This is a genomic window from Bradyrhizobium sp. LMTR 3 (assembly GCF_001693485.1).
GTDB lineage: Bacteria > Pseudomonadota > Alphaproteobacteria > Rhizobiales > Xanthobacteraceae > Bradyrhizobium.
Map to the genome: position 1 here is coordinate 26,394 of NZ_MAXC01000004.1, position 26,686 is coordinate 53,079.

The 26,686-nt window shown below is 63.1% G+C and carries 22 protein-coding genes, 1 tRNA gene and 3 pseudogenes; 11 read left to right on the forward strand and 15 right to left on the reverse strand.

Translation table 11 applies throughout. The features are described 5' to 3' along the window. Window positions 1-169 precede the first annotated feature (169 nt). The 3 genes and pseudogenes from LMTR3_RS04380 to LMTR3_RS04385 all read right to left on the reverse strand — a co-directional run bounded on the left by LMTR3_RS04380 (window position 170) and on the right by LMTR3_RS04385 (window position 3,184). Window positions 170-1,531 (reverse strand): AmpG family muropeptide MFS transporter, encoded by a 1,362-nt coding sequence (locus LMTR3_RS04380; protein ID WP_065743874.1) that lies wholly within the window; start codon window positions 1,529-1,531, stop codon window positions 170-172. A 71-nt stretch (window positions 1,532-1,602) separates the two neighbouring features. Further along, window positions 1,603-1,901: pseudogene (locus tag LMTR3_RS36070) on the reverse strand (GIY-YIG nuclease family protein). Window positions 1,902-1,975: 74 nt separating this feature from the next. Next, window positions 1,976-3,184, reverse strand: coding sequence for a DNA recombination protein RmuC (locus LMTR3_RS04385; RefSeq protein WP_065743875.1), 1,209 nt, complete (start codon window positions 3,182-3,184; stop codon window positions 1,976-1,978). Between the two features lie 182 nt (window positions 3,185-3,366). Here LMTR3_RS04385 and def point away from each other — a divergent pair, with 182 nt between their 5' ends. The 3 genes from def to truA all read left to right on the forward strand — a co-directional run bounded on the left by def (window position 3,367) and on the right by truA (window position 5,711). Beyond that, window positions 3,367-3,894 carry a peptide deformylase gene (gene def / locus LMTR3_RS04390; RefSeq protein ID WP_065743876.1) on the forward strand — a complete coding sequence of 176 codons (528 nt, stop codon included), beginning with the start codon at window positions 3,367-3,369 and terminating at the stop codon, window positions 3,892-3,894. Window positions 3,895-3,916: 22 nt separating this feature from the next. Continuing rightward, window positions 3,917-4,852 carry a methionyl-tRNA formyltransferase gene (gene fmt / locus LMTR3_RS04395; RefSeq protein ID WP_065743877.1) on the forward strand — a complete coding sequence of 312 codons (936 nt, stop codon included), beginning with the start codon at window positions 3,917-3,919 and terminating at the stop codon, window positions 4,850-4,852. 121 nt (window positions 4,853-4,973) lie between these two features. Then, on the forward strand, window positions 4,974-5,711 hold the full coding sequence (gene truA / locus LMTR3_RS04400; protein WP_065743878.1) for a tRNA pseudouridine(38-40) synthase TruA: 738 nt from the start codon (window positions 4,974-4,976) through the stop codon (window positions 5,709-5,711). Between the two features lie 127 nt (window positions 5,712-5,838). Here the strand turns inward: truA and dapE are convergent, their stop codons facing one another. From dapE to rpmH, 10 genes and pseudogenes are all read right to left on the reverse strand, one after another. Next, entirely contained in the window at window positions 5,839-6,993 is a 1,155-nt protein-coding gene (dapE, locus tag LMTR3_RS04405) for a succinyl-diaminopimelate desuccinylase (RefSeq protein ID WP_065743879.1), read from the reverse strand. Between the two features lie 110 nt (window positions 6,994-7,103). Then, window positions 7,104-7,949, reverse strand: coding sequence for a 2,3,4,5-tetrahydropyridine-2,6-dicarboxylate N-succinyltransferase (dapD, locus tag LMTR3_RS04410; RefSeq protein ID WP_065743880.1), 846 nt, complete (start codon window positions 7,947-7,949; stop codon window positions 7,104-7,106). A 181-nt stretch (window positions 7,950-8,130) separates the two neighbouring features. Continuing rightward, window positions 8,131-8,823, reverse strand: a complete 693-nt coding sequence (locus LMTR3_RS04415) for a pyrimidine 5'-nucleotidase (protein WP_065743881.1) — start codon at window positions 8,821-8,823, stop codon at window positions 8,131-8,133. A 178-nt stretch (window positions 8,824-9,001) separates the two neighbouring features. After that, the gene (locus LMTR3_RS04420; protein ID WP_065744036.1) at window positions 9,002-9,988 is read right to left on the reverse strand and encodes a DUF1036 domain-containing protein; all 987 of its coding nucleotides are present in this window, start codon (window positions 9,986-9,988) and stop codon (window positions 9,002-9,004) included. Window positions 9,989-10,077: 89 nt separating this feature from the next. Next, a complete protein-coding gene (argB, locus tag LMTR3_RS04425; protein ID WP_028347942.1) occupies window positions 10,078-10,974 on the reverse strand; it encodes an acetylglutamate kinase in 897 nt (298 codons plus the stop codon). A 232-nt stretch (window positions 10,975-11,206) separates the two neighbouring features. After that, a complete protein-coding gene (locus tag LMTR3_RS04430; protein ID WP_065743882.1) occupies window positions 11,207-11,578 on the reverse strand; it encodes a DUF423 domain-containing protein in 372 nt (123 codons plus the stop codon). After that, on the reverse strand, window positions 11,578-12,228 hold the full coding sequence (yihA, locus tag LMTR3_RS04435; RefSeq protein WP_065743883.1) for a ribosome biogenesis GTP-binding protein YihA/YsxC: 651 nt from the start codon (window positions 12,226-12,228) through the stop codon (window positions 11,578-11,580). The genes LMTR3_RS04430 and yihA overlap by 1 nt, the downstream gene beginning before the upstream one ends. A 130-nt stretch (window positions 12,229-12,358) precedes the next feature. After that, entirely contained in the window at window positions 12,359-14,212 is a 1,854-nt protein-coding gene (gene yidC / locus LMTR3_RS04440; protein WP_065743884.1) for a membrane protein insertase YidC, read from the reverse strand. 188 nt (window positions 14,213-14,400) lie between these two features. Then, window positions 14,401-14,721, reverse strand: a pseudogene (gene rnpA, locus LMTR3_RS04445) (ribonuclease P protein component); the annotation flags it as partial. A 27-nt stretch (window positions 14,722-14,748) separates the two neighbouring features. After that, window positions 14,749-14,883: a 50S ribosomal protein L34 gene (gene rpmH / locus LMTR3_RS04450; RefSeq protein WP_008542748.1), complete on the reverse strand. Its 135-nt coding sequence runs from the start codon at window positions 14,881-14,883 to the stop codon at window positions 14,749-14,751. Between the two features lie 414 nt (window positions 14,884-15,297). Here rpmH and LMTR3_RS04455 point away from each other — a divergent pair, with 414 nt between their 5' ends. From LMTR3_RS04455 to LMTR3_RS04480, 7 genes are all read left to right on the forward strand, one after another. Then, window positions 15,298-16,776, forward strand: a complete 1,479-nt coding sequence (locus LMTR3_RS04455; RefSeq protein WP_065743885.1) for an ATP-binding protein — start codon at window positions 15,298-15,300, stop codon at window positions 16,774-16,776. A gap of 315 nt (window positions 16,777-17,091) precedes the next feature. After that, a tRNA-Arg gene (locus LMTR3_RS04460) sits at window positions 17,092-17,168 on the forward strand. Between the two features lie 414 nt (window positions 17,169-17,582). Beyond that, window positions 17,583-17,717, forward strand: a complete 135-nt coding sequence (locus tag LMTR3_RS39750) for a hypothetical protein (RefSeq protein WP_257784725.1) — start codon at window positions 17,583-17,585, stop codon at window positions 17,715-17,717. A gap of 216 nt (window positions 17,718-17,933) precedes the next feature. Beyond that, the gene (locus LMTR3_RS04465; RefSeq protein WP_210184673.1) at window positions 17,934-18,296 is read left to right on the forward strand and encodes a response regulator transcription factor; all 363 of its coding nucleotides are present in this window, start codon (window positions 17,934-17,936) and stop codon (window positions 18,294-18,296) included. Further along, window positions 18,275-20,422 (forward strand): 3'-5' exonuclease, encoded by a 2,148-nt coding sequence (locus LMTR3_RS04470; RefSeq protein ID WP_141686467.1) that lies wholly within the window; start codon window positions 18,275-18,277, stop codon window positions 20,420-20,422. The genes LMTR3_RS04465 and LMTR3_RS04470 overlap by 22 nt, the downstream gene beginning before the upstream one ends. Before the next feature lie 52 nt (window positions 20,423-20,474). Beyond that, the gene (locus tag LMTR3_RS04475; RefSeq protein ID WP_176721820.1) at window positions 20,475-20,744 is read left to right on the forward strand and encodes a hypothetical protein; all 270 of its coding nucleotides are present in this window, start codon (window positions 20,475-20,477) and stop codon (window positions 20,742-20,744) included. Window positions 20,745-20,747: 3 nt separating this feature from the next. Beyond that, window positions 20,748-23,522 (forward strand): sensor histidine kinase, encoded by a 2,775-nt coding sequence (locus LMTR3_RS04480; RefSeq protein WP_065743888.1) that lies wholly within the window; start codon window positions 20,748-20,750, stop codon window positions 23,520-23,522. Between the two features lie 31 nt (window positions 23,523-23,553). On the opposite strand, the gene LMTR3_RS04485 is transcribed toward LMTR3_RS04480, so the two are convergent. Next, the gene (locus tag LMTR3_RS04485; protein ID WP_065743889.1) at window positions 23,554-24,969 is read right to left on the reverse strand and encodes a DUF294 nucleotidyltransferase-like domain-containing protein; all 1,416 of its coding nucleotides are present in this window, start codon (window positions 24,967-24,969) and stop codon (window positions 23,554-23,556) included. 478 nt (window positions 24,970-25,447) lie between these two features. Here LMTR3_RS04485 and LMTR3_RS39050 point away from each other — a divergent pair. Continuing rightward, window positions 25,448-25,603: pseudogene (locus LMTR3_RS39050) on the forward strand (type II toxin-antitoxin system prevent-host-death family antitoxin); the annotation flags it as partial. Window positions 25,604-25,734: 131 nt separating this feature from the next. Here LMTR3_RS39050 and LMTR3_RS04490 read toward each other — a convergent pair. Beyond that, on the reverse strand, window positions 25,735-26,469 hold the full coding sequence (locus LMTR3_RS04490; protein WP_065743890.1) for an SDR family oxidoreductase: 735 nt from the start codon (window positions 26,467-26,469) through the stop codon (window positions 25,735-25,737). Window positions 26,470-26,686: the final 217 nt, after the last annotated feature.

Sequence of the window (26,686 nt, forward strand, 5' to 3'; positions counted from 1 at the left end):
GCCGTTGTCACAAGCATCGCTGTCATCGCCCGGCCTTGTGCGCAATTGCGCACTGGGACCGGGCGACCTAGTACGCCGCGGCCTATCGGCTCTATCGACTGCTCTGGAATACTGGATCACCCGCTTTCGCGGGTGATGACGATTTGTGTTTGCGGATGCCGGGAAGCAACTAAACCTTCACCGGCCCCACCGCCTCAAAATGTCCGCGCCGCTGCAGCCACGTCAGCAGGATCAGGCTCGGCACCGCGATCGCAACCGAGATCACGAAGAACAGCGGCCAGCCCGTCGCCTCCGCCACATAGCCGGCGCCGGAGGACAGATAGGTGCGCCCGATCGCCGCCAGCGCGGTCAGCAGCGCGTATTGGGTCGCAGTATGCAGCGGGTTCCGGCATAGCGCCGAGAGATAGGCGACGAAGATCACGGTGCCGATCGCGCCGGTGAAGTTTTCCGCCGAAATCGCGGCGGCCAGTGCCCATTGGCTGGTGCCGACAAAGGCGAGCCACGCAAACACCAGGTTGGAGATCGCCTGCAGCACGCCGCCGATCCAGAGGCTTGCGACCAGCGAATATCGCCGCGCGACATAGCCACCGGCAAAGCCGCCGATCAGGGTCGCGGCGAGACCGACGCCCTTCACGATCGCGGCGTAGTCGTTGCGGGTGAAGCCGAGATCGATCACGAACGGCGCGGTCATGGTGCCGGAAAACGCGTCGGTGAGTTTGAACAGCACCACGAAGGCCAGCGCCGTCAAGGCATGCTTGCGCGACAGAAATTCGGAGAACGCCCCGATGGCGGCGTGCATGACGCGCGAGAATGCAGCCTCGTCGTGGGTCTTGGCCTCTGCGCGCACCGATTGTTCAGGCTCGGTGGCGGCCAGCACCGTGACGGTCCCGATCAGCACCAGCGCGGCCATGGCAACATAGCCCCACATCCACGCCGAGCTACGCCCGATGCCGGTGTCCTCGAACGCGCTTACGAGAAACAGCACGCCGGCGGTCGAGACCAGCATGCCGATCCGGTAGGCCGCGACGTAGGAGGCCATCCCGGCGGCCTGTTCGCTTTCAGGCAGGCTCTCGACGCGGAACGCGTCGACCACGATGTCCTGCGTCGAGGACATGGTCGCGACCAGAAGTGCGCCGAGCGCCACGAACAGCGGCGAGCGCACCGGGTCGGTCAGCGCCAGCAGCAGGATCGCGCCGATCAGGAGCAGTTGCGAGAACACCAGCCAGCCGCGCCTGCGGCCGAACGCGCGCGTGAAGATCGGCACATGCAGAGCATCGACCAGCGGGGCCCAGGCAAATTTCAGCGTGTAGGGCGTGCCGACCAGCGCGAACAGTCCGATGGTGCCGAGATCGACGCCGGATTCGCGCATCCACACCAGCAGCGTCGATCCGGACAGCGCCAGCGGCAGCCCGGACGAAAAGCCGAGCAGCAGCACGATCAGCACGCGCGGCTGGAGGTACACGGCCCAAGCCTCGCGCCAGTTTGGCGCGGGGGCTTTCTCGGGCGCGGAGGTGGCTTCTGGTGCGGTCATGCTGGGGTGTTAGCAGATTTTGCAACACTGTCATCGCCCGGCTTGATCGGGCGACCCAGTATCCCAGAGGCCTATCCGCCACCCCCGGCAATCTCAGGGTAAAGATCAATCCAGTCCGGATTTTGCTTCTCGATAAGCGACACCTTCCAGGCTCGCGGCCATTTCTTGAGGCGCGCTGGATGGCAAATTCGATCTGATCGAAAATTTCGAAATAGACGAGCCGACTTACCTCGTATTTCTTGGTGAAACCCTCGGCGAGCTTCAGCTTGTGCTCGCCAACACGCCGGATCAGATCGTTCGTCACGCCAATGTAGAGCGTGCCGCCGATCCGGCTGGCAAGGATGTAGACGTAGTAGCTGCGTGTTCCCATCTGCCGTCTCTGGGATACTGGGTCGCCCGGTCAAGCCGGACGATGACAACTCGGTTTGCGGCCGCCCGAAGAAACTACTCCCCCGCCTGCAGCTTGCGCGGCGCGGGGAACAGCTCGGCTGTTCCGCCCTTGACGAAGCGCGGCACTTCTACCGGCGCATCGGTCTTGCTGAAATCGAGTTCCTCGATCCGCCCGGCGCGCTTTTCGATCTTGTCGGCGGAGATCAGGATCTGGCGGACGTCCTCGTTGACGTCGCCAAAATGCTTTTGCAGCTTCAGCACGCGGTCGCGGAGGCGGCCCAGATCGTCGCCGAGGTTGAGCACTTCGGTGCGGATCTGGTCGGCGGCATCGCGCATGCGCGCGTCTTTCAGGATCTGCTGCATCACCTGGATCGCCAGCATCAATAGCGAGGGCGACACCAGCACGACGCGGGCGCGGTAGGCTTTTTGGATCACGTCGTCAAAGCCGTCATGGATTTCGGCATAGACCGATTCCGACGGCACGAACATCAGCGCCGTATCCTGAGTCTCGCCGGCGATCAGGTACTTCTCGGCGATGTCATTGACGTGTTTCATCACGTCGTTGCGCAGGCGCTGCGTGGCGAATTTTCGCTCCTCGTCGCTGCGCGCGTCGTGCAGTGCGGTCATTGCCTCCAGCGGAAATTTGGCGTCGATGCAGAGCGGGCGCTGATCCGGCAGGAACACCACGCAATCCGGCCGCTTGCCCGACGAGAGCGTGTACTGGAACTCGTACGAGCCCTGCGGCATGCCGTCCTGCACGATCGCTTCCATCCGCGCCTGGCCGAAGGCGCCGCGCGACTGCTTGTTGGCGAGCACGTCGCGGAGCGTGGTCACTTGAGACGTCAGGTCGGTGAGATTCTTGTGCGCGTTGTCGATGATGCCGAGCCGCTCATGCAGCACCCGCAAGCTATCCATGGTGTGACGCGTGGTCGCTTCCATCGACTGCCCGACGCGATGTGTCACCGAATCCAGCCGCTCGTTGACCGCGCGCGCCATCTCGGCCTGGCGTCCGGCCAGCGCCTGCGCCATGGCGTCGACCCGCCCCGTCGATTCGCTCTGCGCCCGCAGCATCTCGCTCAGCCGCTCCTCCAGCTCGTCGGCGCGGATCGCCTGCGCCATTGCCAGTTCCGCGCCGCGGCGGCCGGAGCGGGCGATGACGATGGCAATCACCAGCAGCAGCACCAATGCGAGCGCGGCGAAGCCTGCAAGCGCCTCGCGCACGTGAATCGGCAGGTCGCCGACGGTGAAGAGAATTTCGTTCATGTCAGCCTTGTAGCCCGATTCGCCGCTTGAAGCGAACGAAGAGGGAACGTCTATGGTAAATGCCGGGTCAATTTTCGTGGTTAACGCCGCCTTAAAAATCATGGTTAAGGCCGCCTTAACGGTCGCCGCGGCGGATTGACCCCGGCAGGTCAGCGGCTTAAATCCCGCGCCAGAGAAAAATCATGGCCATCAGAGAAATCATCATCCTGCCGGACAAGCAGTTGCGGCTCGTCTCCAAACCTGTCGAAAAGGTGACGACGGAGATTCGCAAGCTCGCCGACGACATGTTCGAAACCATGTACGACGCGCCCGGCATCGGTCTGGCCGCGATTCAGGTCGCGCAACCTTTGCGGTTGATCACCATGGATCTCGCCAAGAAGGACGAGAACGGCGAGACCAAGCCGAAGCCGCGGGTGTTCATCAACCCGGAAATCATTTCCTCGTCCGAGGAAATGTCGATCTACGAGGAGGGTTGCCTTTCGATCCCCGAATATTACGAGGAGGTCGAACGCCCGGCGCGGGTTCGCATCCGCTATACCGATCTCGACGGCAAGGTGCATGAGGAGGACGCCGATGGCCTGTTCGCCACCTGCATCCAGCATGAGATCGACCACCTCAACGGCGTGCTGTTCGTGGACTATCTGTCGAAGCTCAAGCGCGACCGCGTGATGAAGAAGTTTGCGAAAGCCGCCAAGCGCGCGGCGGGGTGAGGGAACGCACCGAGTTCTTGTTATGCCACTCCGCCTGATCTTCATGGGCACGCCCGATTTCGCGGTGCCGACGCTGCTCGAACTCGTGGCCCACGGCCATCAGGTCGTGGCGGTCTATACCCGTGTGCCGAAGCCGGGCGGTCGCCGTGGGCTGCAATTGCAGCCGACCCCGGTCGAGCAGGAAGCGCGCCGGCTTGGGATTCCCGTGCTGACGCCGGCGACGCTGAGGACGCCGGAAGCGCTCGCCGAATTCCGCGCGCACAATGCCGACGCCGCCGTCGTCGTCGCCTACGGCATGATCCTGCCGCAAGCCATTCTCGACGCGCCGCGCTACGGCTGCTTCAACCTGCACGCTTCGCTGCTGCCGCGCTGGCGCGGTGCCGCCCCGATCAACCGCGCCATCATGGAGGGCGATGCCGAGACTGGCGTGATGGTGATGAAGATGGATGTTGGTCTCGACACCGGTGACGTCGCGATGGCCGAGCGGCTCGCGATCACGGACTCAATGACGGCGGCCGATCTGCACGACGCGCTGGCGCCGCTCGGGGCCGACCTGATGGTGCGCGCCATGGGCGGGCTCGAGCGCGGCGGGTTACAGCTCCAAAAGCAAAGCGAAGATGGCGTGACCTACGCCGCCAAGATCGACAAGGCAGAGGCGCGGATCGACTGGAAGCAGCCGGCGCGCGAGGTGCTGCGGCATATTCACGGGCTGTCTCCCTTTCCCGGCGCCTGGTGCGAGTTGGCTACCGATGGCGAGCCGGCGCGGATCAAGATTCTGCGCTGTGAGTTGGCGAGAGGTTCAGGTGCGCCCGGCGAGGTGCTCGACGATGGTTTGACGATCGCCTGTGGTGACGGCGCGATCCGCATTCTGGAACTGCAACGCGAAGGCAAGGCGCGGATGAAGGCCGCAGATTTCCTGCGCGGCACGCCGCTGAAGGCTGGTGCGCGGTTTTCTTAACACTGTCATACCCCGCGAAGGTGGGGTATCCAGTACGCCGCGGCTTTTGAGATTGAACCGAGGAGCCGCGGCGTACTGGATCATCCGCTTTCGCGGATGATGACAGTTCCATTGGATTGAGATGCCCCGCTACAAACTCATCATCGAATACGACGGCACGCCGTTCTCCGGCTGGCAGATCCAGGATAACGCGCCGACCGTGCAGGGCGCGCTGGAAACTGCGGTGAAGGCGATCTGCGGCGAGGACGTGCGCGTCCATGGCTCGGGCCGCACCGATGCCGGGGTCCATGCGCTGGCGCAGGTCGCGCATTGCGATATCCAAAAGCCGTTTCCGCCGGGCCGCCTGCGCGATGGGTTGAACGCGCATTTGCGCCCGCATCCGATCGCTGTGCTCTCGGCGGAGATCGTGGCCGACGATTTCGAGGCACGTTTCTCGGCCAAAAGACGCCACTACCGCTACCGGATCACCAACACCAGAGCCAATCTCGCACTCGATATCAAGCGGAGCTGGCGGGTGCCGCGGCATCTCGATACGGATGCGATGGACGCCGCAGCCAAGAGGCTGCTCGGCAAGCACGATTTCACGACGTTTCGCGACACCGAGTGCCAGGCGAAATCGCCGGAGAAGACGCTCGACCAGCTCGACGTGATCAGGAAAGGCGATCAGGTTTCGATCCTTACTTCCGCGCGCTCGTTCCTGCACAGCCAGGTGCGCTCGATGGTGGGCTCACTGGTCTGGGTCGGCGAAGGCCGCTGGAGCGCCGATGACCTCGCAGCGGCCTTAGCCGCCCGCAACCGCGCCGCCTGCGGCCCAGTAGCGCCTCCGGAGGGGCTGTATCTGGTGCGGGTGGAGTATTAGGGGACCACGCTGGCGATCTTGTAGGATGGGTGGAGCGAAGCGATACCCATCGTGTCAGCGGCTCGACGATGGGTATCGCTACGCTCCACCCATCCTACGATTCCGTGCCGACGATGACGGCGGCGCACTAGGCAAAATACCTTTCCAACACCCCGCGATAGATCTTCGTCAGCTTCTCCAGATCGGACACCGGCGTGCGTTCGTCGATCTGGTGCATGGTCTGGCCGACGAGGCCGAATTCGATCACCGGGCAGTAGCTCGAAATGAAACGAGCGTCCGAGGTGCCGCCGGAAGTCGAGAGCTCCGGCTTGCGTCCGGTGATTTCCTCGATCGCGCTTACCGCGAGATCGGTGAACGCGCCCGGCTTCGTCACGAACACGTTGGAGTTGGAATATTCCCACACGATGCGGGCGCGGATGCGGTTGCCGCAGGCCTTTGCCAGCCGCTCCTCGACCAGCGCGCGCAAGCTTTCCTGCGTGTGGTTGTCGTTGTAGCGGATGTTGAATTTTGCACGCGCCTGTCCGGGGATGACGTTGCTGGCGGTGTTGCCGACATCGACGGAGGTGAACTCGAGATTGGACGCCTGAAACTGCGCGCTGCCATGGTCGAGCGGCTCGTCGCAGAGCGCCACGATCAGCCGCGAAATATCAGGCACCGGGTTCGACGCGCGGTGCGGATAGGCGACATGGCCCTGCACGCCATCGACATGGAGCGTGCCGGACTGCGAGCCGCGGCGGCCGATCTTGATGCAATCACCCAGCACCTCGACGTTAGAAGGTTCGCCGAGCACGCAATGATCGAATTCTTCGCCGCGCTCGGCGCACCACTTCAACAGCTTGATGGTGCCGTTGACCGAAATGTCCTCTTCGTCGCCGGTGATCAAAAACGAGATCGAGCCTTTCGGCTTGCCGCTGACGTCGGCGAGATATTGCAGCACGGCTGCGACGCTGCAGGCGATGCCGCCCTTCATATCGACCGCGCCGCGGCCATAGAGAAAGCCGTCCTTGACCTCGCCCGAGAACGCGCCGAGCGTCCACGCGGCCTCGTCGCCGGGTGGCACCACGTCGGTATGGCCGGCAAAGGTGATGTGAGGCGCGCTGTCGCCGATCCGAGCGTAAAGATTGTCGATATCGGCGGTGCCTGGCTCGCCGAAGGTCACGCGATGCACCTCGAAGCCGGCGTCCTTCAGCAGACGTTCGAGAACGCCGAGCGCACCGGCATCGGCAGGGGTGACAGAGGGGCAGCGGACGAGGTCGCGGGTAATGGTAACGGCGTCATTCATACCCCCGCTTAACACGCCAAACCGGCGGCGGGCCAGCCTTGTAACTCCGGGCGGCGGCAAAGCCCGCGGCCCGGAGATTGATCGCATCGGAGGGATTTTAGGTCCGAGCCCTAATCCCGCAGCAATTCGTTGATGCTGGTCTTGGCGCGGGTGCGCTCGTCGACGCGCTTGACGATGACGGCGCAGGCCGTCGATGGGCCGGGCTGGCCGTTCTTCAAGGGTTTGCCGGGCAGGGCGCCGGGAACTACGACCGAATATTCCGGCACTTCGCCGATGAAGGTTTCGCCGGTCTCGCGGTCGACGATCTTGGTGGAGGCGCCGAGGAATACGCCCATTGCCAGCACCGCGCCCTTGCGCACGATCACGCCTTCGGCGACTTCCGAGCGCGCGCCGATGAAGCAATCGTCCTCGACGATTACGGGCTCGGCCTGCAGCGGCTCCAGCACGCCGCCGATGCCGACGCCGCCGGAAATATGCACGCGCTTGCCGATCTGCGCGCAGGAACCGACTGTCGACCAGGTGTCGATCATGGTCGCCTCATCGACATAGGCCCCGAGATTGACGAAGGAGGGCATCAGCACGACGTTGCGGGCGATGAACGCCGAGCGGCGCACGATTGCGCCGGGCACGGCGCGGAAACCGGCATCGCGAAAACGGTTCTCGCCCCAGCCTTCGAACTTCGACGGCACCTTGTCCCACCACGACGCCTTGCCGGGGCCGCCGGGAATTTGGCCCATGTCGTTGAGGCGGAACGACAGCAGCACCGCCTTCTTCAGCCACTGATTGACCTTCCACTTGCCCGAGGCCTCACGCTCGGCGACCCGCGCTTCGCCCTTGTCGAGCAGCTCAAGCGCGTGATCGACGGCCTCGCGAACCTCGCCCTTGGTCGCCGTTGAAATGCCGTCGCGGGCATCGAACGCGGTGTTGACGGTGGATTCGAGCGCGGACAGGGACATCGGGATTTCCTCGGGGGATTGGGCAAAGTCGGTGGGCTTTTTCGGGATTTGGGAGGTGAGAGTCAAGGCAAACTCTCTCGTCGTCACCCGCGAAGGCGGGTGACCCAGTACGCCGAGGCGGCGGTAATTGATCGAGATGCTGGTGATTACTTGATACCCCGCTTTCGCGGGGTATGACGACCTACCTTGATTGAGCCAATCGCTCCAAAAATCCCGTCAAATCATCCGTGACATGATCGACGTAAGCTGCATCGCGGCCTTCCAGCTCCCAGTCCTCGCGCACCACTTCCTTGGCGCCGTCAGGCACCACCAGCACCGTGGTCATGCCGAGCTGGTGCGGCACCACGAGGTTGCGGGCGAGGTCCTCGAACATCGCCGATCTCAGGGGATCGACGCCGTGGACGCGCAGGAACCTGTCGTAGGTCTGCGGTGCCGGCTTCGGCTCCAGCTCGGCGGCGATGATATCGAACACCGCCTCGAAATGTTCGCCGATGCCGAGTCGTGCCAACACCGCGCCGGCATGGTCTGTCGAGCCGTTGGTCAGGATCAGCTTGCGCCCCGGAAGTTCTGCGATCGCAGCCCCCATCGCCGGGTTTGGCTCCAGCGGCGAATGATCGATCTGGTGCACATAGGCGAGGTAGTCGTCGGCGCGCACGCCGTGCTCGGTCATCATGCCGCGCATGCTGGTGCCGTAACGGCGGTAATAGTCCTTCTGGATCACGCGGGCTTCTTCCGCAGAGATCTTCAAGTAAGCGCCGATGAACTCGCCGATCCGCGCGTCGACCTGCTGCCACAGATTGACGTGATGCGGGTACAGCGTGTTGTCGAGATCGAACACCCAGGTGTCGATGTGGCTGAAGGAGCGGGAATTCATAGTACATCCTCGCTGTCATGCCCCGCCACCGGGTCTCGCCTCCGGCGAGCCCGATGACAGGCTCCGGCGGGGCATCCAGTACGCCGCGGCCTTCGAGGGTAACAATAGGCGTCTCGGAGTACTGGATCACCCGCCTTCGCGGGTGATGACGGAAAGAGTTTGAAGGATCGTAATTTCATCACGGCATCGCAAACCGCAGCGTTTTGCCGCCGCTACTCATATCGACCGGCGCAAACCCGATTGCGGCAAGCCCGCGCGTGCCGCAATCGCCCTGTTCGGATATCTCGAATTTGCTGTCGCGCGTGCAGAGCTGTTTGGGACCGCCCCAGTTCAACGGCTTGTCCCGGTACTTGATGGCGCGGTTTTCGCCGTCGATGGCTTCGGCAAAACTGTAGACCTGTTTGGGCTGGCCGATCACATCGGGATGCAGGCACTTGCCGGGATCGATGCGGTACCAGCCGCGGCTGGTCACCGCCTTGCCGTCGTCGGTGGCGACCGCCGCCATGATCTTGTGCGGCGTGTCGTTGCACCAGGTCAGCCCTGTGGAGGAGGGCTTTTGCACGGCGTCGATCATGGTGGTGAAGAAGTTTTGCGACTGCACGATTTCGGCCGCCAGTCCGCGGCTCTTCAGAAAGGCGCTCAAGGCTCCCTGCGTCTTCGGCCCGTCGACGCCGTCGATCGGCGCGGCGTCATAGCCCGCGATCACCAGGAGCCGCTGGATGCCGGCGAGCCGTGCCTGCTCGTCGTCATACTCGGAATCTTCGGCCAGATAGGCGACAAGGGTGCCGTCGTCGGTCCGCGTCGGCGTGATCTGGGTGAACGGCGCCGGCGTCTGGTTGCCGCGGCACTGGCGGGCGGCGGCGATGACGAAATTGTCCGGCGCGATGCACAGCGTGTCGCTGCCGTTCTGCGGGATCGGCGAGGCGCCGTAGACACCGAGCGCACGCGCGTTCAACAGGATGCGGTCGGCCGTCAGCGCGCCCTGCAGCACCACCCGGCAGGCGGCCGGATCGATCCGGAACCAGCCCCGCGTCGCGGTCGCCGATTTCTCGTCGATGCCGATCGCGGCCTCGACGACGTAGCTCATGCGGTTGCAGAGTTTCAGGTCGGCAAACGCGGGCAGCGAGGAAGCGAACAGCGAGATCGCCGCGGCCGGCAGCGACATCAGGAAGCGTGCAAAGCGCGGCCGTCGCGATGCCCTCCGCTCGTCATGCTTGGCCATGACGGCCCGTATGCGCGTCGCCGCTTTGCTCATCACTTGTGGATCAGCGTGCCGGTGCCTTGATTGGTGAACAATTCGAGCAACACGGCGTGCCGCATCTTGCCGTCGATGATGACGACGCCCTGCACGCCCTGTTCCAGCGCGTAGATGCAGGTCTCGACCTTCGGAATCATGCCGCCGGAAATCGTGCCGTCGGCGATCAGCTTTCGCGCGTCCTTCACCGATAATTCCGGAATCAGCTTCTTCGACTTGTCGAGCACGCCGGGAACGTCGGTCAGCAGCAATAGCCGCTTGGCCTTGAGCGCACCGGCCACTGCGCCGGCAAACGTGTCGGCGTTGATGTTGAGGGTGTGGCCGTCATGCGAGGTCGCCAGCGGCGCCAGCACCGGGATCAGCTCATAGCCGATCAACTGGTTCAACAGCGTGAGGTCGACCTTGTCGGGATCGCCGACGAAGCCGAGATCGATCGCCTTCTCGATGTTGGAATCCGGATCGACCATGGTGCGCGAGGTCTTGGTCGCCTTCACCATGTTGCCGTCCTTGCCGGACAGCCCCACGGCCTTGCCGCCGGCTTCGTTGATGTAGCCGACTAGTTGCTTGTTCACCGAGCCCGCCAACACCATCTCGACGATCTCAATCGTGGCGGCATCGGTGATGCGCAGCCCGGCGGCGAATTCCGACTGGATGCCGAGCCGCTTCAGCATGGTCGCGATCTGCGGCCCGCCGCCATGCACCACCACCGGATTGATCGCGGTCTGCTCCAGAAGCACGATGTCGCGCGCAAACGCCTTGGCGGTTTCCTCCGCGCCCATCGCGTGGCCGCCATATTTGATGACGATGGTTTCCTCGTCATACTGCTGCATATGCGGGAGCGCTTCCGACAGGATGCGGGCCTGATCGAGCGGGCTGATATCTTGCGCTGATGTCATGAAGCGGGTCTCGCCATTTTCGGATGTCGGGCCGGGTTCTATCCGATTGGCGGGCAGGGCGCAAAGTGGGGATGTTGCGGCGACGACCTCTTACTTCCCCTCTCCCCTTGTGGGAGAGGGTGGATCGAATGAGCGGAGCTCATTCGAGACGGGTGAGGGGTTCTTTCCGCTGATGCAGACCCCTCATCCGGCGCTTCGCGCCACCTTCTCCCACAAGGGGAGAAGGGAAGATTCACCTCTGCTTCGGCCAGGCTGCCGAAACCGCCAGCGCCAGCCAGCTCGCAATCAGCAGTGTCCCCCCGGTGGGCGCGGCCATCGTGAACAGCCCATGCCCGGCATAGTGCCGCAGCGTCAAATCGCCGGCGAACAGGCTCGCTGCGAGAACAAAGCCGAAAGCGCCCGCGATGCCGATTTTCGCGTGAACGATCCCGCGCTCGGCCAACGCGACGGCGCCTAGTACCGCGCTGGCGTGAAACAACAGCATCGACGAGGCGGAAACCAGCCGCGACGCGTCCGCGCCATGGGCGGAGGCTGCCGCCAGCATGACGCCGTCAGCGCCCATGATGGCGGCGAGCACGATCAGGATGCGGCCGGCGCGGTTCATCAGCCACGCTCCTTCAACAACCGCACCATCGCAGCGCGCAGTTCCGGCATGCCGGCGCTGGTGCGCGAGGAGGTTACCAATACATCCGGAAACGCCGCCGGATGCTTGGCGAGCGCGGCCGTGGTTTCGGCGATGTTCTTTTGCAGCTCAGCGGGCTTCACCTGATCCGCTTTCGTCAGCACCACCTGATAGCTCACGGCGGATTTATCCAGCGTCTTCAGCACGTCCTGGTCGACATCCTTGATGCCGTGGCGCGCGTCGATCAGCACATAGACCCGCGCCAGCGTGGCGCGTCCCAACAGGAATTGATGGATCAGCTTGGTCCAGGAGGCGACCTTGGTTTTCGGCGCCGAGGCATAGCCATAGCCGGGCATGTCGACCAGCCGCAGCCCGGCCTTGTCGGGCCCTTCGAAGAAAATCAGTTCCTGGGTGCGGCCCGGCGTATGCGAGGTGCGTGCCAGCGCGTTGCGCCCCGTGAGCGCGTTGATGAGACTCGATTTGCCGACGTTGGAACGGCCGGCAAACGCCACTTCCGTGCCCGCCATCGGCGGCAGTGTTTCGATCGAGGGCGAGGCCCAGACGAACTTCCATTCGCCGGCGAAGAGTTTTCGTCCCTCTTCGATCAGCTCCGCATCGGTTTCGGCGGTCATGCGAAGGTTTCTCGGTTCTTCACCGTCATTGCGAGGAGCGAAGCGACGAAGCAATCCATCTTTCCCCGTGCAGATGCATGGATTGCTTCGCTTCGCTCGCAATGACGGAGCATTGCGAGCGGCGCAACCGTCACGTCTTCTCGGCGGCCTTCTTCGGCGCGAACGTCGCCTTGAGATTGTCGAACAGCTCCACCTTCACGCCGTTCTTTCGCATGATGTAGCTCTGCTGGATCACCGAGAGCAGGTTGTTCCAGGCCCAGTAGATCACGAGACCCGCCGGGAAGCCGGCCAGCATGAAGGTGAAGATCAGCGGCATCCAGTCGAAGATCATCTTCTGGGTCGGATCCGGCGGTGTCGGGTTCAGCTTCATCTGGAACCACATCGTGATGCCCATGATGATCGGCCAGACGCCGAGCGCGAGGTAATATCCGATCACCGGCATATGCGTCGGATCGAAAGGCAGCAGGCCGAACAGATTGAACAGGTTGGTCGGGTCCGGCGCCGAAAGGTCCTTGATCCAGCCGTAGAACGGCGCATGGCGCATTTCGATGGTGACGAACAGCACCTTGTAGAGCGAGAAGAACACCGGAATCTGCAGCGCAATGGGAAGACAGCCCGCGATCGGGTTGATCTTCTCCTTGCGGTAGATCTCCATCATCTCCTGCTGCTGCTTCTGGCGGTCGTCGGGATAGCGCTCCTTCAGTGCCGCGAGCTGTGGCTGCACCGACTTCATCTTCGCCATCGAGGCGTAGGATTTGTTGGCGAGCGGGTAGAACAGGAGCTTGATCAGCACCGTCACCAGCAGGATGGAGACGCCGAAATTGCCGACCAGGTGGAAGAAATAGTCGAGCAACAGGAACATCGGCTTGGTGATGAAGTAGAACCAGCCCCAGTCGATCAATAGATCGAATTGGTTGAGCCCGAGCTGCTTGTTGTAGCCGCCATGGCCGGCCAGCGGGAAGTTGATGCCGACGACGCTGGCTTCCTTGGCGCCGGCGAACAGCCGAGCATTGGCGCTGCCGGTGCCGCCGATCGCAATCGTCTGCGGATCCAGCAGGTAGTCGGTCTGGTAAGTGCGCTTGGTACCGGCCAGGTTGGAGGAGAAGCGCGCCTGCAGCTTGGCGGTGGTGTCCGGCAACAGCGCCGACGCCCAGTATTTGTCCGTGATGCCGAGCCAGCCATTGGTGACGTTGAAGGCGACCGACTTAGCTTCGTCGATCTTCGAGTAGCTGTATTCCTGCAGGCGCTGGTCGCCGAGATAGCCGATCAGGCCTTCATGCAGGATGTAGTAGCCCGAGACCTCCGGCGTGCCGTGGCGAGAGATAAGGGCGAACGGATAGAGCGTGACCGGCGCATTGCCGACGTTGGTGACGTCGTCCTTGATGGTGAAGAGATAGCGGTCGTCGATCGCAATGGTGCGGCGGAAGGTGAGGCCTTCGCCATTGTCCCATTTCAACGTTACGGGGGTGCCGGGCGTCAGGCTGCCGGAGCCTTCCTGCTGCCAAACCGTCTCGCGGTCGGGAAGCTTGGCCGTCGAGCCGGAGGCGGCGACCCAACCGAATTCCGCGTAATAGGGATGCGCCGTCCCCGAGGGCGAGAACAGCACGATCGCCGGGGACTTCGGATCGACGGTGTCGCGGAATTTCTCCAATGCGAGATCGTCGATGCGCGCGCCCTTCAGCGCGATGCTGCCGGAAATACGCGGCGTCTCGATCTTGATGCGGGGCGAGGCGGCAATCGCGGCGGTGCGGCTGACGACCGGCTGGGCTGGCTGGCCGGCGGGCGCGCCGGGGGATGGCGTCGCGCCCGGTTGCGGCGTGGTGGAGCCCGGAGCCGTCTGTGGCGCCGACTTGTTGAGTTCAGCCTGGGTCTGCTGTTGCGCGCGCTGCCGCTCCATCTGCGGCATGTTGTAGAAATACTGCCAGGCGATCAGCACGAGGCCGGACAGAATGACGGCGAGGATGGTGTTGCGGTTGTCGGTCATCGTTTTTGAGGTCTCGCCATTCAATTCGGGTTTCGGGCCCGTTCGGTTCCGACTGTCGTCGCAACCGAGGCCCTCAGTTTTCGTTTTGACGCGTTTTCTACCGCAGATAAGTCTACGCAATCTGCGTAAACTTGATTGCTATGCGAACCGGAATCCACTTGGCTCGAAAACGCTTTGCCCGTCGGCTGCCGGTCGAGGCGATGCAGCGCCGAGCGGAGATCGTCGAGCATGGTTGCGAAGTCGCGGGTGAGCGCGGCGCGACGGCCTACCAGCACATAATCATGGTGCGGTCGCATTGATATGACGTCCAGCCGCTTCACCAGTTCGCGAAGCCTGCGCCGGATGCGATTGCGCTCGGTAGCAGTACCGTTCTTTTTGGTAACGGTGAAGCCTACTCGGATCGGGCCGTCATCGTCGCGGGCCAGGCCCTGCACCACGAAGGCAGCGCTGTTGGCCCGCGTGCCATTGGCAACGGCGAGAAAGTCCGCCCGCTGCCTCAGCCGATCCATGAATGAAATCTCCGGAAAGGATCCGGCTCAGGCGCTCAGACGCTTGCGGCCGCGCGCACGGCGAGCGGCGAGAACCTTGCGGCCGCCGGCGGTGGCGAGACGGGCGCGGAAGCCGTGACGGCGCTTGCGCACCAGTTTGCTGGGTTGATAAGTCCGCTTCACGGGTAGTTCTCCGCTGACCGGGCAATTTGCCTGTTGGATTGAGATGCGTCCGATGATGCGGGCCGGCCCGAAAACGGGCCATTTACGGCCCAAAGCGAGCCGCCCCCGGTGAAACCGGGCCATCGCGGACAATTGGCGCGGCTTATACGGGAGCGACCTGTTTTCGTCAATGTCGGGGGTTGCGGTATCAGCCGTTCTTTGAAACGTCGCAATTGGGGCGAATATATCTGTTTTCGTGGGGTTTTCAGGGGCAAGACGGCGGCGCGCCCGGACCATCGGAACCACGGGACATTAGCGATCGGTAATTTGACCGCTAGGTCGCCCAAACGCATCCTCGGAATCGCGATACCGACCGATTTGGGCCGGGGGGCTTGGGTCCGGCTCCAAAGAGCAGAGATATCAAGGCGGATATTCGTGTCAGCGACCGACGACCAGCCGACCCCTCAAGCACCGCGGCCCCGGGCCCAGCGGCGCCTCGGCCTGTCCGGCAAGCTGCTGCTGCTGACGATCCCGCTGGTGATGATCGCGCTCTTGATGATCTACGTGCCGTCGATCGCGAATTTCTGGACCAACCGGCTGAACGACCGTCTGGCGGCCGCCAACACTGCCGCCCTGGTGCTGGATGCGGCCCCGCTGGGAATGGTCCCGGATTCGCTCTCGCGTCAGATCCTGACCAGCGTCGGTGCGCGCGCGGTCGCCATCAAGATGGGACAACAGCGCCGGTTACTCGCCAGCGCCGACCTGCCTGCGGCGATCGATCGCAATATCGACATGCGCACCCTGACGGTGTGGTCCGCGATCGTGGAATCCTTTGAGACCATGCTGGATACCGGCAACCAGACCATCCGCGTGGTGGGACCCGCGCCCGGTGGCGCGCATTTCATCGAGGTCGTGGTCGACGAAAAGCCGCTACGGCTGGCGATGTACCGCTTTTCCAGCAATCTGCTGCTGGTCTCGCTGGGGATCGCGATGCTCGCCGCGGGGCTGGTTTACCTCGCGCTGCATTATCTGTTTGTCCGCCCGATGCGGCGGCTGACCGCCAATCTCGTCGGCTTCCACGAAAACCCCGAAAGCGCGGCGCGCATCATCGTGCCGAGCCAGCGCGGCGACGAGATCGGCGTCGTCGAGCGCGAACTGTCCGACATGCAGCGCGACCTCGTCTCGATGCTCTCCCAGAAGAGCCGGCTTGCCGCGCTTGGCCTTGCGGTATCGAAGATCAACCATGATCTGCGCAATCTTCTGGCGTCCTCGCAATTGCTCTCGGATCAATTGGCCAGCGTGCCCGATCCGCGGGTGCAGCGCTTTGCGCCGAAACTGATGCGCTCGCTGGAGCGCGCCATCGACTTCTGCCAGTCGACGCTGTCCTATGGCCGCGTCCAGGAGGCCGAGCCCGACCGCCGCTTGATCCAGGTCGAACCCGTGGTCACCGAGGTGCGCGAATCCGCGGGCCTTGCCGCCGACGCCTCGATCACCTGGATCAACGCGATCGAGCGGGGGCTCTCCATTGACGCCGATCCCGACCAGCTCTTTCGCGTGCTGCTCAACCTGGTGCGCAACGCGGTGCAGGCGCTAGACAGCCGCCCCAAGGGCGACGCCGCGACCTTGCAGATCCGAATCACCGGCCGCCGCGAAGGCTCGGTCGCGATCATCGAGGTTTCCGACACCGGGCCGGGCGTGCCGGCAAAGACGCGCGAGCACCTGTTCGAGGCGTTCCAGACCTCCGGCCGCCCCGGCGGCAGCGGACTGGGCCTGGCGATCGCCGCCGAGTTGGTCCGCGCCCATGGTGGCGACATCCACCTGGTCGAAGGCACCATCGGCGCCACCTTCCGCGTCTCGATCCCCGACCGCCCGGTGGAACTGCAGAGCGTCCGCAACGAGCGGGCTCGGGCGTAAGCGCTTGGTCTCTCACGTCATTCCGGAACGATGCCACAGGGTCCGCGCGAAGCGCGGCCCGATGACGGGATCCGCATCGAACCCGGAATCCAGAAGTCATGGCGCGAGATTCCCAGATGTGCGGGGCACATCCGAGGTTTGCGCTGTGATGCGCCCGGAATGACGGAAATACTGCCCGGAATTGGCTCCCCGATCGCATTTCCCCACCTTGCCAAGCGAAGCCGGAGCGGGTAGCTAAAGCGCTCTTTCGCGATGGTCCGAGGTCTTTGGTCGGACGCATCCGGGCCTCCTAAAGCCCTAATGCCAAGCGAAAACGCGCCCGTAGCTCAGCTGGATAGAGCACCAGACTACGAATCTGGGGGTCAGGAGTTCGAATCTCTTCGGGCGCGCCATTTTCTCTTCGCTCCATGACGGTGTTCGTAGGCTGGCGGCCCTGACCATCGGGCGACTGACGTCGAAGCCGCTCGCTGCCAAAGATGAACCCCAGCTGGCCCGCGTTTTCGAAGGCGCAGGCGTTCTTGCGGTGCAGCAACCGGCGGAAACGAGCCTTCCTGCAATGTGCGACTTGCCCGATCCAACGAAGGTCGAACCCGTGCGGCTGCCTCGCACGCACGGCGCCGCAGCATTGCTGCCGGATGCCCGGGATTCGTAAAAGGGTAGGCAAGGACAAACAGGGGCGGAGCATGTAAAGTCAGTTCGCGCGACCTTGGAGGCCAGCAGTCTGGCTGCTGCACGATCGGGTCGCCGTGTCATCGGGCGGGCTCGGCTGAGGTTTTGGGAGGGCGAGAGCGAAAACGGAGGAACCGATGAAAAAGGACATCTGGCAAGAAAACAAAGAGCGCTACTTCGAGTGGAATCCCATCGAAGGCCTCGGTGCCAAGTTCACATGGGCTGCGATCGGGGCAGTCGCGGCTGTCATCGCCATGTACCTGCTGCGCTAGAGCGCAACGGGGTTAGATGGACTTGCGATCGCGCTCCAGGTTTTGATTGAACATGATCTTTTCGGCAAACCGGTACCCACCCCCGACCACGTCGAGGGCAAGCTCTTCGGGATCATGCTCTAGCTAACTGGCGCGGAGTGGGGCGGAGCGCACTTCGCTTGCCGCGCTCTCGTGCGGTCGAGGAAGGCGACCCTGGAGGATGCAATGGCGCAAAGCGTGCTCGTGGTCGATGACGAGGCCAACATCCTGCTGTCCCTCGAATTCCTGATGAAGAAGGCCGGCTACGAAGTTCGCCTCGCCCGTGACGGCGAGGAGGCGCTCGCGGAGATAGGCAAGACGCGGCCGGATCTCGTGCTCCTCGATGTCATGATGCCGAAGCGCAACGGTTTCGACGTGTGCGAGGCCATCCGGGCCAATCCGGAGTGGCGGGCGGTGCGTGTCATCCTGCTGACAGCAAAGGGCCGTGACATCGAACGCGAAAAAGGCTTGGCGGTGGGCGCCGACGACTACATCACCAAACCGTTCTCGACGCGCGAGGTCGTTGAACGGGTTACCGCTTGGATCGGGCCGGCCAAATAACCGGGCAACAAGGGCGAGCGATGCAGGCTGCCGTTGCGATACCAATTCTCCTCGCAGCATTGGCGCTCGCCGCCTTCGCTGTGTCCGGCGTTGCGCTGTGGCAGGCTGTGCAAGGTGGCGGAGCGGTCGGCGTTTACATGTCCATCGCATTTGCCGTCGTCGCCGCTTTGGTTGCGCTGGCTTGGGCTCTGCTGCATGTCAAGCTCCTCAAGCCCCTGGCCGATCTGAAGCGGGAACTGCTGATGCAGTCGCAGATACGCGTCGATCGACCGCTCGCGGTCGATCGCGGCCACTTGCTCAATGGGCTACCGACGGCGGTCGACAAAATACTCGGCGCGCTCCGAGCCGCGCGTGGCGAGACACAGGAGGCCGTGGATGCAGCCACGCGGCGTGCGGAGGAACAGAAGAGCCGGCTCGAGGCCATCCTGCTCGATCTCTCCGAAGGTGTGATCGTCTGCAATCTCGAGCACCGCATACTCCTCTACAACCAAGCTGCCGCCCGGATACTCAACGCGCGCGATACGCTTGGGCTTGCCCGCTCATTGTTTGGTGTGCTGACGCGAGAGCCCGTGCTATTGACGCTTGAGCTGCTCCTGCAACGGTCAGAGGACGCAGCCGGCGATGAAGCCCGGTCCACCGCAGAATCGACGCTCGATTCCACGACGCGCCGCTTCGTCTGTGCGTCGGTCGACCTTGCTACTTTGCTGCAGGCGAGGCTCAGCCTGGTGCGCGAACCCTCGGGCCGCGCCTCAGGCTACGTGTTGACCTTTGCCGATGTCGGCGCCGAACTCGAGAACGTTGCCCGGCGCGATGCGCTCTTGCGTGAGGTCGCCATGGAATGGCGACGGCCACTTGCAAGCTTGCGCGCCGCCGCCGAAATGCTGGCGGGAGAGCTCGAAGCGGGCGAGCGTCGCGTCTTTCAGGACATCGTTGGCAAGGAGATCGGAACCCTCGATCGGAGCTTTGCCGACGTTGCGCAGCGTTACGAACGCCTTGCGACGGGTCAGTGGCCGTTGGCCGACATTTACTCGCTGGATCTGTTCCGCGCCGTCCGCAGGCATTTGGCCGACGCCGACGGCATCCAGGTCACCCCCGTGGGCGTGCCGGTCTGGATTCATGCCGACAGCCACTCGCTGGTGCTTGCGCTTGAGCATCTCATCCGCGCCGTTGCCAGGCACACGGCGAAAGCCGCCTTCGATATCGGAGCCGTGGTGCGAGGCGAGTACGTCTACGTCGAGGTGGTTTGGGACGGCGCACCGCTCGCCTCGGCGATTATCGAAGCCTGGCTGGCGGAGCCGCTGAAGGGCACGATCGGCAACCGCACGGTCCACCAGGTCGTGGAGCGACATGGCAGCGAGCTATGGAGCCAGGCGCTGCCAGAGGGGCGCACGTGCCTCAGATTGCCGCTGAGGAAGACCGAGCAGCCACGCGTCCCGGAACGGTCGGACCGCGTTGCGCCGATGCCGGAGTTATATGACTTCGACCTGTTTGCTCCTTCGACTGAGGCAATCAGGGACACGCCGTTGCGCAAGCTCAACCTGGTCGTCTTCGACACCGAGACCACCGGCCTCAGGCCCAACGAGGGCGATGAGCTCATCTCAGTCGGGGCGGTTCGTGTGGTCAATGGTCGTATCCTGACGGGCGAGACGTTCGAGCGGCTGATCAATCCGAGCCGCGTTATCCCGGCCAGCACCACGCGAATTCACGGCATCACCACCGAAATGGTGCGCGACAAGCCCCCTGCCCATGTCATCTTGCCACAGTTCAAGTCCTTCATCGGTGACTCCGTGCTCGTCGCCTACAACGCCGCGTTCGACATGAAATTCCTTGAGAACGGAGCCGAGCAGGCAGGCGTCAAATTCGACAACCCGGTGCTCGATGCCCTGCTTCTGTCCATGTATCTGCAGCCGGATGTGTCCGATTTTTCGCTGACCGCCACTGCCGAACGACTGGGTGTCGAGGTCATTCGCAGGCACACCGCAATCGGCGACGCCATGACCACGGCCGCGATCTTCGTGAAGCTCCTGGATCTGTTGAAAGCCCGCGGGATCGAGACGCTCGGTCAAGCCGCCAGGATCTCGAGCCGGATGATGGAGCAGCGTCGTCAGCAGGCACAACTTACATGATCGCGCGCCGCCGAGGCAGCAACGCAGCGAGGAGCGCATCGAGGTGACACACATGCCAAGGAGAGGATTGATTGCCGAGCGCTTGATCGGCTTGTTCCTGTTCGGTTTGCTGCTGCTCACACCGCCGTTGATCGGCGCCTTCGATAAGGCCACCTTCGTGGTTGGGATACCACTGCTCTACCTCTATTTGTTTCTCTCCTGGGCGTCGCTGATTGCCCTCACGGCGTTGATCGTCGAGCGGCCGGACCCCGACGAGGAGATTGCCGAAAGCGAGCCTGGCGCGGATCCCGACCAGGTCACCAACCGCGCACCGCGAGGGTGAGCCATGCTGGGCGGGTACGTCATAGTCACGGTCTCTTTCCTCTACCTCTCGATCCTGTTCGCCATCGCCTACTATGGTGACCGCCGCGCGGATCAGCGTAGGAGCATTATCGCGAGCCCCTACATCTTTGCGCTATCCATCGCCGTGTACGCCACAGCCTGGACGTTTTACGGTAGCGTCGGACGGGCTGCGTCCTCGGGCGTCAGTTTCCTGCCCATCTATCTTGGCCCGACGCTGACCTTCATCCTTGGCTGGTTTCTGATCCGCAAGATCATCCGCATCAGCAAGGTCAATCGCATTACCTCAATTGCCGACTTCGTTGCGTCGCGCTACGGCAAGAGTTCCTTCCTGGGCGGGCTGGTGACTATCATCGCGGTCGTCGGCATCATGCCGTATATCTCGCTGCAGCTGAAGGCGATCTCGACGAGCTTCGCCGTGCTCCAGCATTACCCGGACATCGTGATGCCGGCCAAGCTTGGCTCGACTCCGGTCTTGCAGGACACAGCGCTATACGTCGCGGTGATCATGGCCGCATTTGCCATCTTGTTTGGCACGCGGCACATCGACGCCAGCGAGCGTCATGAGGGCATGGTGGCGGCGATTGCCTTCGAGTCGGTGGTCAAGCTGTTCGCTTTCCTGGCGGTTGGGCTGTTCGTCACCTTCGGCATCTATGGCGGCTTCGGCGAAGTGTTCTCGCGCGCGGCCACCGATCCAGCCCTCGCGCGTCTCTTTACGCTCGAGGCAGCCGGCGGGTACACGAGCTGGATTTCGCTGACGCTGGTCTCGATGGCAGCCATTGTCTTGCTGCCGCGTCAGTTTCAGGTGCTGGTGGTCGAGAATGTGGATGAGCGCCACATCAAGAAGGCCATCTGGCTGTTCCCGCTCTACATGCTGCTCATCAACATTTTCGTCCTGCCGATCGCTTTTGGTGGGCTCCTCCACTTTCCCGGAAATGCGGTCGATGCCGACACCTTCGTGTTGACCGTGCCAATGGCCGAGCATTTTTGGACCATCGCGTTGTTCGCATTCATCGGCGGCCTCTCCGCGGCAACGGGCATGATCATTGTCGAAACCATTGCCCTGGCCACAATGGTGTCGAACGATCTCGTCATGCCACTCCTCTTGCGTTTCGGCCGCCTGCATCTCTCGGAGCGCAAAGATCTGTCTGGCCTCATGCTCGCCATCCGCCGCAGCGCCATCATCTTCGTGATCCTGCTCGGCTACGCGTATGTCCGGTTGATCGGCGAATCTTACGCGCTCGTCTCCATCGGGCTGATGTCATTCGTCGCCGCCGCACAGTTCGCGCCCGCGATCCTCGGCGGCATCCTGTGGAAGGGAGCGACCCGCCTCGGCGCTCTGGCTGGAATGAGCGCCGGGTTCTTGGTGTGGATCTACACGCTGCTGCTGCCTTCGTTCGCACGATCGGGGTGGATCTCAGAGAGCTTTCTGCAGGATGGCCCGTGGGGGCTTGCGCTGTTCAGTCCCTATGCGTTGCTCGGGCTTTCCGGCCTCGATCCCGTTGCACACGCCCTGTTCTGGACCATGGTGATCAATGTCGGGTTGTACGTTGCTGTGTCGCTTGTGACGACGCAGACCATGATCGAGCGCAGCCAGGCCGTACAGTTTGTCGACATCTTCAAGCAGCCATCCGAGGGCGCGCGCATTTGGCGTGGCACGGCCACCATTGGCGACCTCCGTCGCCTCTCGAACCGCTTCATCGGTGAGACCCTGACGGAACAAGCCCTCCAGCGCTTCGAGCGCGACCGAGGGCGCCGGCTCGACGATGCGCATGCGGCGGACGCGGACATCGTGCATTACGCGGAGCGGCAACTCGCCGGCGCCATTGGTGCGGCCTCCGCGCGGATCATGATCGCCTCAGTGTTGAGGGAGGAGATGCACGACATCGACGAGGTCATGCAGATCCTCGATGAGGCTTCTCAACTCGTTGTCTACAGCCGTCAACTGGAGGAGAAGTCGCAGCAGCTCGAGGCTGCGACGGCAGAGCTCAGGGCGGCCAACGAGCGGCTCAAGGAGCTCGACAAGATGAAGGACGACTTTGTCTCGACGATCAGCCATGAGTTCAGGACACCGCTCACATCGATCCGCTCCTTCAGTGAGATCGTGCACGACAATCCGGACATTCCCGTCGAGCAGCGCAAGATGTTCCTTGGTACTATCGTCCAGGAAACCGAGCGGCTGACCAGGCTTGTCAACGACATCCTCGACCTCGCCAAGATGGAGGCCGGCCAGACGGATTGGCAACTGGCCAGGATCGAGCCAAGGAAGGTGATCGACAACGCGCTCGCCGCAACGGCCGGCCTCTTCGCCAAGAACCCTCGCATCAAGCTTAAGTGTCGCGTGGCCGAGGATCTGCCGAGGATTCTCGTTGACGCCGACCGGATCACGCAAGTGCTGGTCAATCTGATTTCCAACGCGGTCAAGTTCTGCGACAAGGACAATGGTTTGATAACCATTGTGGGGCGAGCAGAAGCGGGATCCATCCTGGTCAGTGTGCGTGACAATGGTGTCGGTATCGCCAAGGAGGATCATAAGAAGATTTTCGAGCGCTTCCGCCAGGCGGGTGACACATTGATCGGCAAGCCGCAGGGCACCGGTCTCGGGCTGCCGATCAGCTTGCATATCCTTGAGCGCTTCGGGGGCACCATCTGGGTCGAGAGCGAACTCGGCAAGGGTGCGACTTTTTTCGTCCGCATCCCCTCGGCCGCCGCTTCGGCCGAGTTCCTCCAATCGGCAACGGCCGCTCGCGAAATCACTTGATCGCAACGTGGCGAGTTGCGCGCCAGCTAGTTCAGAGCGAGCGTTCCGCGAATTCCATATTCAGTGTTGCACGCAGGTTTTCGATGGCGCGGAAAGACGCCACGAGATGTTTGTTTTCGCGTGGTGAGAGATCAGCCACGGGGACATAGTTGGTGATCTCGCGCCCGGCCTTGAAGTCCTCCAGCTGCTGGCGCAGCAGGAGACGGGTCATATGCCTGAACGCGTCGGCAAGATCCTCATGGTCTCCAGCGCTGATGGCCCCCTTCTCCTTGAGGCAGTCAAGCCGGGTGAGAGTCGACGTGGCCGGAATGCCGGCTTTAAGCGCAAGCAGCCGCGCACCTTCCACGAGGGGTAGCGTTCCACGAAGCTTCAGGTTCACCACACCCTGCCGATCGTCCCCATGGTACTCCTTGCGCAAGCGTCCGAACCAGCCGAGTGCCACCTTGTGCTCGGCTTCGATGGCGAACAGGCGTCGGAGGAACTGAGGGTACTCCGGTGTTACTGCAGTGACATGGGTGCGGAGCTCGCTCGAGAGTGCGGGATCGCCGAACGCATGACGGAAATCGAAGAAGATATCGCAGTTCAGCAGCATCTCGGACTCGCGCCGCCTGATCCAGCTGTCGATCTGCCGGCGCCAATCCGACAGGCTTTTGCGCCAGACGGGGTTGGTGGCCATGACATCGCCGACGCAGAGGCGAAAGCCGACCGCGTCAAGCATCCGCGTCATGCGCTCGGCAAGCTCCAGAAAATATGCGTCCGCGCGCTTGCCTTGGCCGCCGACGTCGTCAGCGAGGATGAAGCCATTGTCCTGGTCGGGCGCCAGAAAGTTTTCGCCGCGCCCACCCGACCCCATGATAATGAGAGCGAACCGCGCAGGAGGCTCCCCCCAGCCGTCGTCGCGCATCGCCGCTTCGACCAGCCTCAAGACCCGCCGGTGGATATCGTTGTTGATCTCCGTGAGCAGCGACTGCACCTCCGGCGCCTGAACGTTGTTGTCCAACAGTGCGCTGGCAAGCTGGGCCTGCGCCTCCTTTATGAGGTGCAGGCCCTCGACGCTCTCCTCGTGCGTGAGCTGCTCGATGAGCGACATACTCTCGCTCGACAAAGAGGCGAGCGCTTCGTCCAGGGCGAGCATGCCGATCATCGCTCCGCTCCAGTCCACGACGGGGACATGCCGAAGCTTGCTACGGCGCATCAAGGCGACCGCCTGGAAAAGGTATTCGTCGGCCCCCGTCACGACTACCGGCGACGTCATCACCGACTCGACGCCTTGATCGGGCTCCGTACGCCACGCGATCCGACGCACGACGTCTTGTTCCGTCACGATGCCCCTGGGCCGGCCCGCGCCATCGATGACGACAGCGCAGGACGCAGGCGTCGCCGTCATCAGGCTTACGACCTCGCTCACCGTCGTGCTCGGTGCAACACGCACAGGCGGCGGTCGCATATGGTCGCGTACGAGTCGCCGGAAGATCCCGGTTTGCGTACTCAAGGGTGGCTTGCTCCGCTGACCCACATGCTCCAGGCTTCCATCTCACGCCGGACGGTATTCTCATTGCTTTCGCAAGCGCAAGTACAACATGGTGCTGTCCGCGAGCTAATCGCGCCGCGCTTGGTATCGTAGCCTCCGGGTTGGAGACGAGGGGCATCGTGACTGCGGCAAACGCGCAGCAGTTCGTGGCGTGGCCTGTGAGAGAGGTTTCCGAAAAAACGTAATGACGTCCGGCATGTCGCCGACGGCGCGTGCGGGCGGTTAGCGGATCCGGCGCGAGTCGGCATTTGACATTAGACAGTAATTTCAAGCGATTGCGGGGATTGCTCCGCCCGCAGTATCGGCTGCGGACAGACGATATTCGGGTTTTCTACGATGTGTCCGGCACGACCGTCGAGGTTCTGGCAATAGTGCCCAAGTCGGAGGCCGAGTGATGGCTCGCACAATTCGGAAATCCGGAGTGAAGGAAGTTCCTCTATCCGAGGTCAAGGACGATCTGTCTCGCTTTCTTCGAGAAGCTGAAACGCTGGAGATCGTCATTACGCGCCACGGGAAGCCCGCAGGCGTGTTGATTGGCTTAGAGTCGGAAGAGGACTGGTTCGAGTACCGCCTCGAACATGACCCGCGCTTCCTGCGTCGCATCGAACAGGCGGCGCGCCACTTCTCTGGAAATGCGAACGCCAGCGGTCGCCGATTCCATGCTCGATGCGGCGATCCTTTCTATGGAGTAGCCGGCGATCTCGGATCGGGCTTGAGTTTCTCGAACAGAGTGCTCCAACTCTCCCGCCGCGGGCCCTTGCCCCACACGATTTCGAACGTCACCCGCGACGCGCCGGGATGCTGCATCGCTTCGACAAACGCCTCCGCGACATCGGTGCGGGCAATCCGGTGGCGAGGCGCCAGCGCGAGGGCGTCCTGACCCACAATGACGGCGTGCTCGCCGCCGGGGCGGTCGAGAAGGAAGCCTACGCGTATGATCGTATAGTCCAGGCCGCTGGCACGAACTTCTTCCTCGACGCGCCGGCGCCAGACGAGCGTGTTCCTCTTGAGGAGGTTGAGCAGGGCGCCCGCCAGGGAGGGCGTCGCGATGCCAATCGAGTTGAGATAGACGAAGCGGCCCGCAAGCCCGGCTTGCCGTGCAGCGGCGAGCGTATCCATCACGCCCTGATAATCGGTCGCCTTCACGAGACTTTCAGGCGCGTAACGTCCGCTCGGCGCGCCTGCCGTGAGGATGATGTGATCAACCTTTGCGACCGCCGGGGCAAGCGTGTCCGCCTTGGTGAGGTCCCCGGCGATCACCTCAAAGGAGGCGCCGAGTTCGGCTGCGGCTCTCGCCGGATCGCGCGCCAGCACCCGAACACGGAAGCCCCGCTCATGCAGCAGGCGCGCGATCAGGAGCCCGGTGCCTTTTGTGCCGCCGATGACCAGGACGCGGCTTTTTGCCGTCTCGCTCATCGGGCCTCCGGTTCAAGCGCTTTCGCGCTACTGTTGGCCATTGAACGCGCTCCCGAGGTCATGCGGCGAATGCTCGCGGATAGGATGGCGTGGCCTCGGCGGCTACGCCGGGCTGCGGAGGACGTCATCATAGCGCCATGGCGAAGCAATAGTGCCATCTTCATCGGCCGTGGCGCGCCATTTCGGTTCAAGGGCACGAACGCCTAGCCCCGCCGCC

Coding starts and splice junctions, on each gene's coding strand:
- LMTR3_RS04480 (WP_065743888.1), top strand. CDS start 20,748: ATGCTGGGCGGGTACGTCATAGTCACGGTCTCTTTCCTCTACCTCTCG.
- LMTR3_RS04475 (WP_176721820.1), top strand. CDS start 20,475: ATGCCAAGGAGAGGATTGATTGCCGAGCGCTTGATCGGCTTGTTCCTG.
- LMTR3_RS04420 (WP_065744036.1), bottom strand. CDS start 9,988: ATGTCGCTGCCGGCCGCGGCGATCTCGCTGTTCGCTTCCTCGCTGCCC.
- def (WP_065743876.1), top strand. CDS start 3,367: ATGGCCATCAGAGAAATCATCATCCTGCCGGACAAGCAGTTGCGGCTC.
- argB (WP_028347942.1), bottom strand. CDS start 10,974: ATGACATCAGCGCAAGATATCAGCCCGCTCGATCAGGCCCGCATCCTG.
- yihA (WP_065743883.1), bottom strand. CDS start 12,228: ATGACCGCCGAAACCGATGCGGAGCTGATCGAAGAGGGACGAAAACTC.
- LMTR3_RS04415 (WP_065743881.1), bottom strand. CDS start 8,823: ATGAATTCCCGCTCCTTCAGCCACATCGACACCTGGGTGTTCGATCTC.
- LMTR3_RS39750 (WP_257784725.1), top strand. CDS start 17,583: ATGAAAAAGGACATCTGGCAAGAAAACAAAGAGCGCTACTTCGAGTGG.
- dapE (WP_065743879.1), bottom strand. CDS start 6,993: ATGAATGACGCCGTTACCATTACCCGCGACCTCGTCCGCTGCCCCTCT.
- LMTR3_RS04485 (WP_065743889.1), bottom strand. CDS start 24,969: ATGCGACCGCCGCCTGTGCGTGTTGCACCGAGCACGACGGTGAGCGAG.
- LMTR3_RS04380 (WP_065743874.1), bottom strand. CDS start 1,531: ATGACCGCACCAGAAGCCACCTCCGCGCCCGAGAAAGCCCCCGCGCCA.
- dapD (WP_065743880.1), bottom strand. CDS start 7,949: ATGTCCCTGTCCGCGCTCGAATCCACCGTCAACACCGCGTTCGATGCC.
- LMTR3_RS04490 (WP_065743890.1), bottom strand. CDS start 26,469: ATGAGCGAGACGGCAAAAAGCCGCGTCCTGGTCATCGGCGGCACAAAA.
- fmt (WP_065743877.1), top strand. CDS start 3,917: ATGCCACTCCGCCTGATCTTCATGGGCACGCCCGATTTCGCGGTGCCG.
- LMTR3_RS04430 (WP_065743882.1), bottom strand. CDS start 11,578: ATGAACCGCGCCGGCCGCATCCTGATCGTGCTCGCCGCCATCATGGGC.
- yidC (WP_065743884.1), bottom strand. CDS start 14,212: ATGACCGACAACCGCAACACCATCCTCGCCGTCATTCTGTCCGGCCTC.
- truA (WP_065743878.1), top strand. CDS start 4,974: ATGCCCCGCTACAAACTCATCATCGAATACGACGGCACGCCGTTCTCC.
- LMTR3_RS04385 (WP_065743875.1), bottom strand. CDS start 3,184: ATGAACGAAATTCTCTTCACCGTCGGCGACCTGCCGATTCACGTGCGC.